The organism is Stenotrophomonas sp. STEN023, assembly GCF_056760135.1.
Genome location: NZ_JBRREF010000123.1, coordinates 1 through 11,370, shown reverse-complemented (window position 1 = coordinate 11,370; position 11,370 = coordinate 1). Strand labels below are relative to the sequence as shown.

The following is an 11,370-nucleotide window of genomic DNA, read 5'->3' as shown; positions in this document are numbered from 1 at the left end:
TTTGGGTCGTTGGCTGGCGCCCGCCCTCCCGGCTCGTATCCCCCCCCCGCCGCCCCCGCCCCGCCGCCCCCCCCCCCCCCCACTACAGCTGCTGCTCTCAGTTCTTCTTGGCCGGTGCGGCTGCTGCCGCCGGCGCGCCTGCACCCTTGGCAACGCGGATGCCATTGGCCTTCATCCAGGCATCGAACTGATCGGCGCTCATCTTCTGCTCGCCCTGCTGCATCATGAAACGGTAATTACCCAATGCATCCTTCTCGGCAAGCGGTGCTTCCACCCGCACTTCGATCGGCTTGTCATCATGCTTCGCGGTCTTCTTGCCCGAGGACGCACAACCAGCCAACACCGCAACCGAAGCCACCACGAGAACGATGCCGGAGACGCGGGAAAGAGCTTGCATGGCAATAACCTCAAGGAATTAGAGTCGCAGTCTAATCCAGCATCTAAGCAAGTGCAGCTATTTACCTGAATTCATTGAAATTAGTCATTCACACTGGCATGCGATGATTTACTCGCAGCCTGCAGCGCATTCAGCTCCGCCACGCTCAGCTCGCGCCATTGCCCCTTGCCCAGCTCGCCCAGCTGTACCGGCCCGATCGCAACCCGCATCAAACGCAGCACGTCCAGACCCAAGGCCTTGAGCAGACGCCGGATATGGCGATTACGGCCTTCGTCCAACACCACCTCCAGCCATGCAGTGCGTTCGCCATGACGTAGCAGCTGTACCGAATGCGCCGCCAGGCGCTCGCCTTCGTCCTCGATACCGGCTTGCATGCGCTCAAGCACCGCCGCATCCGGCACAGCATCTACCTGTACCCGGTAGGTTTTCAATGGGCCGGTACTGGGTTCGGTAAGACGTGCCGCCCACTCCGGATCATTGCTGAAGAACAACAGGCCTTCGCTGGCCTTGTCCAAGCGCCCTACCGGCGCCATCCACGGCAGGCCGGCACCTTCAAAGCACTGGTAAACGGTGTCACGGCCCTGCTCGTCCTGCACCGTGGTCACCAGGCCGCGTGGCTTGTTCAGGGCCAGATACAGCCGTTTTGCAGCTATCAGCGGTTGTCCGTCCAGCAATACCTGCTGACGCCCAGCAACGACCGGGAACTCCGGGTCCCGCACCACCTTGCCATCCACGCTGACGCGGCCATCAAGCACGCGCCGTGCCGCCTCGGTACGCGAGCACACCCCGGCCTTGGACAGCACCCGCGCCAGACCATGGCGGACGCCTGCCGGGGCGGCCTTTGCAGCACGCGCAGCGCCGTTGGGCGCACGCGAAAGCAAACGCCCGCCGGGCGTTGCGCGGCGGGCGTGCGGATGCTGCGGAGGCTTGGACGACGCCATCAGGTCTGCAAGCGGCCGTTGCCGCCTTACTTGACCTCGGCAGCAGGCTGCGCGGCAGCCGGTGCTGCAGCCGGATCGGTGGCGGCCGGACGTGCCTTGACCACACGTACACCGCGCGCCTTCATCCAGGCATCGAATTCTTCGGCGGTCATGCGCTTGCCGTTCTGGCTCATGTCAAAACGCCACGGCGTGTTGTCGAACTCGGTCTGCGGCTTGTAGGCGGCCGGATCGTTGGCATTGATCGCCGGGCGCGCCGGGATGGCGCTGGCCACGTTGTTGCAGCTCTCAACGCGCAGACGCATCAGCACGCGGTCCAGCGACTGCTCCTCACCACCAGCCGAGCTCAACACGCCCGACGGCATGCCCAGCTGACCCGGACGCACATACAGCTCCGAGGCGACCGGGGCGATCAGCGAGGTAGCCAGCGGTGCCGGCGTCACGGCACTGGCCGAACAATCCACGGCTGCATGGGCGGCAGGCACAAATGCCAAGGCGACAAGACCAGCCAGAGCGATACGCAGCATCGGATTTCCATTCGGCAAGATAACGCGGCGAGTGTAGGCAGCACCCGCAGTGCTTTCAACCGTTAAATGCGCACAAGCTGCGATTACCTGTCGGCGTCACACAAATCATGCGTTGAAAAGTCACACCCATAAAAAAAACAAGGCCCGGCAGATGCCGGGCCTTGTTCTCATACCGAAGTACTGAAACCGAAGCGTCCGATTAGTTCTGGACGTTCAGCTCGGTACGACGGTTCTTTGCGCGACCTTCCGGGTTGTCCGAACCATCAGCATTGGTGTTCGGAGCAATCGGACGGCTCTCGCCGTAGCCGATCGGGCCCTGCAGGCGCGACGCCGACACACCATTGGTGGTCAGGTAGTCGTACACAGCCTTGGCGCGACGCTCGGACAGCTTCTGGTTGTAAGCGTCGGTACCCTTCGAGTCGGTGTGACCGGCAACTTCAACGCGCAGATCCGGGTAACGCTTCAGGATCTCGGAGGCTTCGCTCAGGATCGACACGGCGTCCGGACGCAGGGTGGCCTTGTCGAAATCGAAGTTGACGCCCTTCAGATCGATCGAGACCGGCACCGGGCAACCGTCCGGACCAATGGTCTGGCCAGGCTGCGAGGTCGGGCACTTGTCGTCGCAGTTGTTGACGCCGTCGCCGTCGTCATCCAGGTCTGCGCAGCTCGGAGCAACCGGAGCCGGTGCCGGAGCAACAGCAGCAGCCGGGGCCGGGCCCAGCGGGATCACGACGCCAACCGAAGCCAGCACGTCGCCGAACCAATCCTGGTTCTTGCCGGTTTCGTATTCGCGCTGCGACTGGTCGTCGAAGTCAGCGCGGTAAGCCAGTTCAGCACGCACAGCGACGCGCTTTTCGAACGTGGTCTGCAGACCGACGCCGACCTTGGCGGCCAGGTTGCCGTCCTTGCGGTCAGCCAGCTGACCGTTGGTCAGGTGGTATTCCTCTTCAGACTTCTGGTAGCCCAGGCCTGCGAGCAGGTACGGGTTCCAGCCGCGGCCGTCCTGGATGAAGTGGCGACGCAGGTCCAGCGAAACGCCGTACTGCGACCAGTTCTGATCCTGGTTGCTGTCGAAGTTCGGGTTCTGATAGTTCAGTTCACCGTCCAGCGACCAGTTCGGGCTGATGAACTTGCCCAGACCCAGCGTGGCGAACGGAGCGTCGTTGGTGCCACGGTCCTTGTCCTGGAAGTTGAAGCCGGCCGAACCGGTCAGGTACCAGCGGTCGTCAAATTCCTGTGCCGAAGCGGCCTGGGCGAAAGCCAGACCACCGAGCAGCGCGGCAGTAAGGATCTTCTTGTTCATGAAATACAGCTCCTTGTTTCGGGGGTATGAAACCGGTAGAGGCATGGTCCAGCACAGCGATATTCTTCGTCGCGTTCAGAGACGGCCGTTTCCTCACGCCATCGCGGTGCACATTATGCGCTTGGCCGTGAAGACGATGTTAACAGCCTCATAACAAATGAATCGACCACCAGACCTCTACGTGTCCGGCTTGGCGCAACGTATACAGCTTGGTCAAAGGACGCAAGAGTCAGCTATCGCAAGGCTTCCGGGGAGAATGCTGCAGCGCAGCTGGTTTTATATGACAAACCCTTAATAAACGGGGCTTGCACCGCCAGTTACCGCCAGCTGAACCGTTTGCTCGGTATGATGATTTTGCTCCCCCGCTACGGAACTTTTCCGCATGAAAGCAATCGGCCTGACCCGCTACCTTGCCATTGACGACCCCGACGCACTGTTGGATCTGACCCTGTCCGCACCCGCCGCCCCGCAGGGGCAGGACCTGTTGATTCAGGTTCAGGCGGTTTCCGTCAATCCAGTGGACGCCAAACTGCGCGGTCCCAAACCCGGCGAAGAGAATCCCCCTCGTGTTCTTGGGTTTGACGCCGCCGGCACGGTGGTCGCGGTCGGCCCGGAGGTAACCGCATTTGAAGTAGGTGACGAGGTCTATTACGCAGGCGACGTGACCCGCCCGGGCTGCAACGCGCAGCTGCAGTTGGTGGATGAACGCCTGGTCGGCCGCAAACCCACCACTCTGGACTTCGCTGAAGCCGCCGCGCTGCCGCTGACCACGCTCACGGCCTGGGAACTGCTGTTCCAGCGCATGCCCTATCAACTGGACGGCCGCCGGCATGTCGGCAAGACCCTGCTGGTGATTGGCGGCGCCGGTGGCGTCGGCTCGATGGCCATTCAACTTGGACAACATGCCGGTTTCACCGTGATCGCCACCGCCTCGCGCCCGGCGAGCGTGCAGTGGTGCCAGCAGATGGGTGCAGCCCACGTCATCGACCATCGGCAACCGCTGGCCGCCCAGTTGCAAGCCCTGGGCATCACTACAGTGGATGCAGCACTCAATCTCGCCAATACCGATCTGTACTGGCAACAGCTGGGTGAGCTGCTGGCGCCGCAGGGGCACGTCGGGCTGATCGTCGAACCTGCCACCGAACTGCGTATTGGTGATCCTTATAAAGCCAAGTGCATCGGCATCCATTGGGAATTCATGTTTGCGCGTGCCCGCTTCCGCACCGCCGACATGATCGAGCAACACCGCATCCTGACCCGTGCAGCCAGCCTGATCGACGCCGGCGAGTTGCGCACCACATTGAGCCAGCGATTGGGCAGCATCAATGCCGGCAACCTGCGCCAGGCCCACCGTCAGCTGGAGGCCGGCAGCACCATCGGCAAGCTGGCGCTGGAAGGCTGGGACTGAGCCTCCGCCCGCCGTACGTTGCGCCACGCCACCGTGGCGCAACGCCCTCACCTCTGTTTACCCAACGCGCAGCCCGCTGATCCCCCGACCATGCCTTCCCTGACGTTCGTATCGCGCCTGCTGCAGTTGCTGCTGGGCCTGTTCCTGTTTGGTATCGCCTCTTCCCTGATGATCCGTGCCGGCATCGGCATCGCCCCTTGGGATGTACTGAGCCAAGGCATCTCCCTGCGCAGTGGCCTGGGCTTCGGCCTGGTCACCAACCTCGTCGGCGTCTGCGTACTGCTGATGTGGCTGCCGATACGGCAGAAACCCGGGCTGGGCACCGTCCTCAATGTGCTGCTGATCGGCCCCAGTGCACAATTGGGCCTGAATCTGCTGCCGGCCGTGCAGGGTCTGTTGTGGCAACTGCTGCTGTTCGCCGCAGGGCTGCTCCTGCTGGCGGTGGCCACCGGGCTCTATATTGGTGCGCGCTTCGGCCCAGGCCCGCGCGATGGCCTGATGACCGGCCTGCATGCGCGCACTGGCTGGGCGATCTGGAAAGTACGCACCCTGATTGAAGCCAGCGCACTGGCAGTAGGTTGGTGGCTGGGTGGCAATGTCGGCTGGGGCACGCTGGCGTTCGCCGTGCTGATCGGTCCGCTGTGCGGCATCACCCTACCCCTGTTTGATCGCCAAGCGCGGCCAGCAGCCCCCTCGCCCGCTGCTTGACCCAGGCTGCTGCGCTGTCAATTACGACTGCGCGCAACCTGCTGGCGGATATGCCAATCGCGCAACGCCACCCACGCTGCGGCCTGCCTTGCCCGCGCCGCGCTGATCGCATCCGGCGTTTCGCCCTGCATCTGCACATGGCGCGAATCGAGCCAACGATGTAGCTGCGGCGCTTCCAAAGGCAGCAACAAACCGGCAGGGGTATACATGCGGTCGAACTGCGCCAAGGCCTCCCCGCCATTGGGTGCCGGCTGCCAGAGATTGCGGCCGGTGGCGAAGTAGCGCTGGCCAGGCAAGGCCAGCTCCACCAAGGTCGGCAGCAGGTCGCCATGGCCGGCAAATGCGCTGGTATCCGGCGCGCTGTCGGCCGGTGCGAATGCTGGCGGAACTCGCAGCCAGGCGAACACGCGGTCGACGTCAACCTGCTCTGCGGGCAGGTCATAGCGGTAATGCGAACGCAGATTGTGGTCGCCGGCCATCGCCACGAGGGTCCGCTCGCCCAGCGGCTGCTCCCGCAGCTGCTGCAGGAAACCGCCCAGCTCGTCAGCCTGATACTGGTAGGTCGCCAGCATCCGCCGCAGCTCGTCCGTGTCAGCCAGCGCGCGCGGCCCAAGCGCTGCCGGATCCAGCGGGTATTGCCGACGTGGCGTATCCAGCGCATGCGGCGGGTGGTTGCTGGTGGTCAGCAGCACCATGAACACGCGCTCGCCACGGGCATCGGCCTCGCTCAACACGGCCTGCGCGAAACGGAACAACCAGCTGTCATACAAGCCCCATTCGGTGCCGGTGGCCTGCGCGAAGCGCTGCTTGATATCGCGCGCGTCATATACCTGGTCGAAGCCTTGATTTGGAAGCGCCGTGCCAATCTCGCGCCAATCGCTGCCGCCACCATAAATGAACACCGTGCGATAGCCGGCGCGCTGGAATGGCAGGGCCGCCGACGTATCAAACGCCAACCGCGCGTTGCGGCCCAGCGCGAGCGGGGTTATCGGCGTCCCCAGAATCAGGTTCTCCAGTGTCGGATGGGTGCCGTTCTGTCCAGCAATGAAATTCTCGAAGCGATGGCCTGTGGGCAGCTCGGCACGCAGCCGCCCCAGCATGTCGTTGTGCGGGCCATCGGTGTACAGCAGGTCCTGCCCAAACGATTCCATCAAGCCCAGCACCACATGCGGTGACTGCGCCAAGCTGCGTGGTTGGCCAGGCGCGACCGGGAACAGCGCCTCCTGCAGTAACTGTGGGTCCGCCGAAGGCAGCCCGGCAAGCTTGGCGGCCTCTAGCAGATCATTGAATCCATTGCTTCGCACGCCAACCAAGGGGTCGTCCCCGAAATCGGTCTCCTTGGCGCGCGTTCGTGCTGCACGGTAAAGCGCCAGCGGCGCATTCAGCACCAAGGCATTGACGAAGGGGTCGGTCGAGACGGTCACGTCACGTCTGATCAACGGAAAGCTGCCAACGCTGCCGCGCGCCAGCACAACAAGCAGCACACATTGCAGCACAAGCAACAGCGTGCGCGCCCAGGTGCCCGAAGCGCGCGGCCAACGCTGGGCGAGCCAATCACCAGCGCGCGGGATGCACCAGTGCAACAAACCACCAGCCAGCAGTAGGCCTGCAACACCGCGGATCACCGGATAGTCATCCCAGACGGTGTCCAGGATCGCCCCAGTGTCGTCTTCGAACATTCCGAAAACGATGGGATCAAAGCGCGTCTTATAGAACGCGTAATAGAAGTGTTCGCACAGCGAAAGCAGGACGAACAGCAGCAACAGTGCCAGCAACAGACGCTGCGCCAGCCGCACCGCGGTTTCACGCCGTCCCGCCAGCCACACCGGGACTGTCAGCAAGCCGATCAGGCCGGCAGCTACCGCGCCGGCCACCAGGTCATAGCGCATCCCCTGCAACATGGCCGTCCCCAGCAACGCCACACTGCGTTCGCTGCCGGCGTAGTCCCACCACATGAACAGGCGGGCCAGCCCGCCAAGCACAACCATGCCAGCGACCAGCACCCAGAGCTGGGGAAACAGCCGCGTAACGCGTTTTGTGGGAATAACAGAAGAAGGCATTACAGGCATGGGGCTTCCACGACAGTCAGTCCGTTGCTGGGCGGGGCCGCGCATTGTAATGACGCCGTAACCCATTTGGGATAGGACCGGCCCCGACAGCAGGACGAAGGATTGAGGCCGGACCGATTGCCAGTCAGAATGGGTCATTCCATACGCAAGCGTATCCAGCATGACGCCAGCCAACGACACCGCCTATCCGCACCTGTTTGCCCCGCTGGATCTGGGCTTCACCCAGCTGCGCAACCGCATCCTGATGGGCTCGATGCATACCGGGCTGGAGGACCACGCCCGCGACTTCCCAAAACTGGCGGCCTACTTTGGCGAGCGCGCGGCCGGTGGCGCGGCCCTGCTGGTGACCGGTGGCTTCGCACCCAACGTGGTTGGTTGGTTGGCGCCGTTCGGCAGCAAGCTGTCCTGGCCATGGGAAGTCAGCCGCCATCGCCAGGTGACTGCACCGGTACACGGACATGGCGCGAAGATCTGCCTGCAGCTGCTGCATGCTGGCCGCTACGGTTACCACCCATTGCAGGTGGCACCGTCCAAGCGCAAAGCACCGATCAACCCGTTCACCCCGCGTGCGCTGTCGACCGCTGGCGTCGAGCGGCATATCGCCGACTACGCCCGCGCCGCCAGCTACGCGCGTGATGCCGGCTACGACGGTGTCGAGGTGATGGGCTCGGAAGGCTATCTGATCAACGAGTTCATCGCCCCACGTACCAACGGACGCACCGATGCCTGGGGTGGCGACGCAGCCAGGCGCATGCGCTTTGCGGTGGAGATCGTGCGCCGCATCCGCGAAGCCTGCGGCCCGGACTTCATCATCATCTACCGGCTGTCCTTGGTGGATCTGGTCGAAGACGGCAGCAACTGGCAGGAGATCGTGCAGCAGGCCAAGGCCATCGAAGCGGCCGGTGCCACCCTGCTCAACTCCGGCATCGGCTGGCACGAAGCCCGCATTCCAACCATTGCCACCTCGGTGCCTCGCGCAGCGTTTGCCGGGGTCACCGCCAAGCTCAAGCCGCATGTCGGCATTCCGCTGATCGCCACCAACCGCATCAACATGCCCGACGTGGCCGAAGGCATCCTCGCCGGCGGCGGCGCCGACATGGTGTCGCTGGCGCGCCCGCTGCTGGCCGATCCACAGTGGCCGGCCAAGGCCAAGGCTGGAAAACCCGAAGCGATCAATACCTGCATTGCTTGCAACCAGGCCTGCCTGGATCATGTGTTCCAGCAGAAGCGCGCCAGCTGCCTGGTCAACCCGCGTGCTGCGCACGAAACCGAGCTGGTCTATCAGCCCACCACCGCCGCCAAGCGCGTCGCCGTGGTCGGTGCCGGTCCGGCAGGATTGGCCTGTGCAACTGTCGCCGCCAGCCGCGGCCACAAGGTGAGCTTGTTTGATGCGGCCGCTGAGATCGGAGGCCAGTTCAACGTGGCCAAGCGTATTCCCGGCAAGGAAGAGTTCCACGAAACCCTGCGTTACTTCCGCCACCAGTTGGGCGAAACCGGAGTCGATCTGCGCTTGAACACCCATGCCGATGCCGAGGCACTGAGCGGCTTCGACGAGGTGGTGATCGCCACCGGCATCAGCCCGCGCAAGGTTGCCTTCCCCGGTGCAGATCATCCGATGGTGGTCAGCTATCTGGATGTCCTGCTCGGCCGGGTCAAGGCGGCCGACAAGGTGGCCATCATCGGCGCCGGCGGTATCGGCTTCGACGTCGGCGAGTTCCTGGTGCATGAAGGCCCCTCGCCCGCACTGGACCCGGCCCGCTGGATGGCCGAATGGGGCGTTGACGCCAGCTTCGAGAGCCGTGGCGCGCTGGCCAAACCACAGCCCGAGCCACCCGCTCGCAAGGTCTGGCTGCTGCAGCGCAGCCCCGGCAAACCGGGCGCCAAGCTCGGCAAGACCACCGGCTGGATTCACCGCGCAACCCTCAAGGCCAAGGGCGTGAAAATGCTCGGCGGCGTGGAGTACCTCGGCGTGGACGATGCCGGCCTGCGCATCCGCGTGGATGGCCAGGAGCAGCTGCTCGACGTCGGCACCGTGGTTGTATGTGCTGGCCAGGAACCGCGCCGTGAACTGGCCGACGCACTGCAGGCCGTCGGCCGCAACGTCCACATCATCGGCGGCGCGGATGTCGCTGCCGAACTCGACGCCAAACGGGCAATCGATCAAGGCAGTCGCATCGCCGCAGAATTTTGAGACAAAACCCATCCCCTCTGGATAAATCAGCCGCAGCCCGGGTAAGCGCAGCGCACCCGGGAAGATTTGCCGGACGACAGCAGAGACATCAACACCGCAAACTCCGGCCGCGCTGCGCTTGCCCGAGCTCCCCGGAACGGCAGCAAATCACGCGAAAATGCGATGCACACCTCACTTATTTTGGCTCTGAGCAGCGCATCGGCAGGACCTCGAATCACGCCTGCGGTGTGTCCGTAAAAATCTGAATACGCGTACCCGTCACCGAAACAGCCCCTGCAACAAACCTGAATGTCAACAAGGATCGTTCAGGATGGGTTTGGTGTTCGCCCCCTACCTTGCGCCAACTTCCGCTCACCCACCAGTTCTGGTGAGCAGGCGCAGCCCTCCCCAATCGCATTGAGGGCTGCCCACGGGGCGGCCCCGATGCCACGGCCGCCTCCCCATAACGCCAAGTCGTACGTTGTCTGGTTCCCGAACGGGAGCAGGCAGGCCGCGGCCCACACGGAGCAAGGAGATTTATGAAACTGGCTTGGATTCTTTGGTTGTCGCAGATGTTGCCGCAGCCAGCAGCCGACTCGTTGTGCTTGAGCACCACCGTCTATCTGGAAGCACGCGACCAGACCCTTCGCGGCCAGCAGGCCGTGGCCGAAGTCGCCCTGCGGCGGCTGGACAGCGGCCTGTGGGGTGACTCGATGTGCCAGGTGGTGACCGCACGCAAGCAGTTCGCCCCGACCCTGGTCGCTCCCGGCACCCAGCTGCGCAACAACGATGCCTGGGCTGAAGCCGTGGACGTGGCCTTTGCCGCCGAGCGCAACTGGGCCCTGCCCAATGGCCAGCGCAAGGAGATCGTACCGGGCGCCAGCCACTTCGCCGCGCATGCCATTGCCAGCCCGAGCTGGCGCAATGCCTACCAGGTGGCAACCATCGGCGGGCACACTTTCTATAAGGTGCAGTCGCTGAAGCCGCGCGCCTCCTGAGCAAGCTGAACGTGTGGCGCACTGTCTGTGCCATCCATGGCCACGCCGCTTAACGCACATGTGACCATAATGCCCGGGTCTTTTCACTCCCGAGGTAGCTCTGATGAAGCTCTATACCAAGCCCGGCGCCTGTTCGCTGGCCGACCATATCGCGTTGATCTGGTCGGGCCTGCCGTTCGAGCTGCAGATCGTGGACTACGCCACGATGAAGTCGCCCGAGTACCTGAAGAAGAACCCGGCCGGCGCCGTGCCGATGCTGGAAGACGGCGGCTGGTTCCTGACCCAGAACGCGGCCATCCTGCATTACATCTGTGACAAGGCCCCGGCTGCCGGTCTGGAAGGCGGCAGCGACCCGCGTACGCGTGCCGAGGTCAACCGCTGGTTGTCCTTCGTCAATGCCGACCTGCACCCGACCTACTACCCGATCTTCGGCTCGACCAAATACCTGGAAGACGAAGCAGTCATCGCCCGCACCCAGGAGAACTCGCGGCAGAAGCTCAGCGCCCTGTACCAGCGCATCAACGATCGTCTGGCTGACGTCGACTGGCTGGGCGGCACCCCACGTGCCTCCATCGCCGATGCCTACACCTACGTGACCCTGCGCTGGGCACGCGGCCTGAAGCTCGATCTGGGTGGCATGGACGCACTGGACCGCTTCGAGCAGCGCATGCTGGCCGATCCGGCGGTGCAGGCCGCGCTCAAGGCAGAAGGCCTGAGCTGATCTGCCGCTCTACGCTTGAACGCAACGGGCCCCCCCGACTATGCCAGGCGGCCCGGGTGAATTAACGCCCGCCGCGGCGGGTTAGGCCCCCGCCACGCCCAAACCCCCCCCCGCCCCGCCCGGGTCCCCCC

The 11,370-nt window shown here is 64.0% G+C and carries 10 protein-coding genes; 5 read left to right on the top strand and 5 right to left on the bottom strand.

The window, feature by feature from the left end:
* Positions 1-97: 97 nt before the first annotated feature.
* The 4 genes from ACVOLV_RS21075 to ACVOLV_RS21060 all read right to left on the bottom strand — a co-directional run bounded on the left by ACVOLV_RS21075 (position 98) and on the right by ACVOLV_RS21060 (position 3,165).
* On the bottom strand, positions 98-397 hold the full coding sequence (locus ACVOLV_RS21075) for a hypothetical protein (RefSeq protein ID WP_481556069.1): 300 nt from the start codon (positions 395-397) through the stop codon (positions 98-100).
* Between the two features lie 80 nt (positions 398-477).
* The gene (locus ACVOLV_RS21070) at positions 478-1,338 is read right to left on the bottom strand and encodes a pseudouridine synthase (RefSeq protein WP_481556068.1); all 861 of its coding nucleotides are present in this window, start codon (positions 1,336-1,338) and stop codon (positions 478-480) included.
* Between the two features lie 26 nt (positions 1,339-1,364).
* Positions 1,365-1,862, bottom strand: coding sequence for a hypothetical protein (locus ACVOLV_RS21065; RefSeq protein WP_481556067.1), 498 nt, complete (start codon positions 1,860-1,862; stop codon positions 1,365-1,367).
* Positions 1,863-2,061: 199 nt separating this feature from the next.
* Positions 2,062-3,165 carry an OmpA family protein gene (locus ACVOLV_RS21060; RefSeq protein WP_481556066.1) on the bottom strand — a complete coding sequence of 368 codons (1,104 nt, stop codon included), beginning with the start codon at positions 3,163-3,165 and terminating at the stop codon, positions 2,062-2,064.
* Positions 3,166-3,547: 382 nt separating this feature from the next.
* Between ACVOLV_RS21060 and ACVOLV_RS21055 the strand changes: the two genes are divergently transcribed.
* Together ACVOLV_RS21055 and yczE are read left to right on the top strand one after the other, a co-directional pair.
* Positions 3,548-4,573, top strand: coding sequence for a zinc-binding alcohol dehydrogenase family protein (locus ACVOLV_RS21055; RefSeq protein WP_481556065.1), 1,026 nt, complete (start codon positions 3,548-3,550; stop codon positions 4,571-4,573).
* A gap of 90 nt (positions 4,574-4,663) precedes the next feature.
* A complete protein-coding gene (gene yczE / locus ACVOLV_RS21050) occupies positions 4,664-5,281 on the top strand; it encodes a membrane protein YczE (protein ID WP_481556064.1) in 618 nt (205 codons plus the stop codon).
* 17 nt (positions 5,282-5,298) lie between these two features.
* On the opposite strand, the gene ACVOLV_RS21045 is transcribed toward yczE, so the two are convergent.
* Positions 5,299-7,269: an LTA synthase family protein gene (locus ACVOLV_RS21045; RefSeq protein WP_481556063.1), complete on the bottom strand. Its 1,971-nt coding sequence runs from the start codon at positions 7,267-7,269 to the stop codon at positions 5,299-5,301.
* Positions 7,270-7,510: 241 nt separating this feature from the next.
* On the opposite strand from ACVOLV_RS21045, the gene ACVOLV_RS21040 reads away from it, so the two are divergent.
* The 3 genes from ACVOLV_RS21040 to ACVOLV_RS21030 all read left to right on the top strand — a co-directional run bounded on the left by ACVOLV_RS21040 (position 7,511) and on the right by ACVOLV_RS21030 (position 11,239).
* Complete coding sequence (locus tag ACVOLV_RS21040) at positions 7,511-9,541, top strand: oxidoreductase (RefSeq protein WP_481556062.1); 2,031 nt, start codon at positions 7,511-7,513, stop codon at positions 9,539-9,541.
* Positions 9,542-10,059: 518 nt separating this feature from the next.
* Positions 10,060-10,518, top strand: a complete 459-nt coding sequence (locus tag ACVOLV_RS21035) for a cell wall hydrolase (RefSeq protein WP_057629626.1) — start codon at positions 10,060-10,062, stop codon at positions 10,516-10,518.
* 103 nt (positions 10,519-10,621) lie between these two features.
* Positions 10,622-11,239 carry a glutathione S-transferase N-terminal domain-containing protein gene (locus tag ACVOLV_RS21030; RefSeq protein ID WP_481556061.1) on the top strand — a complete coding sequence of 206 codons (618 nt, stop codon included), beginning with the start codon at positions 10,622-10,624 and terminating at the stop codon, positions 11,237-11,239.
* Positions 11,240-11,370 lie beyond the last annotated feature (131 nt).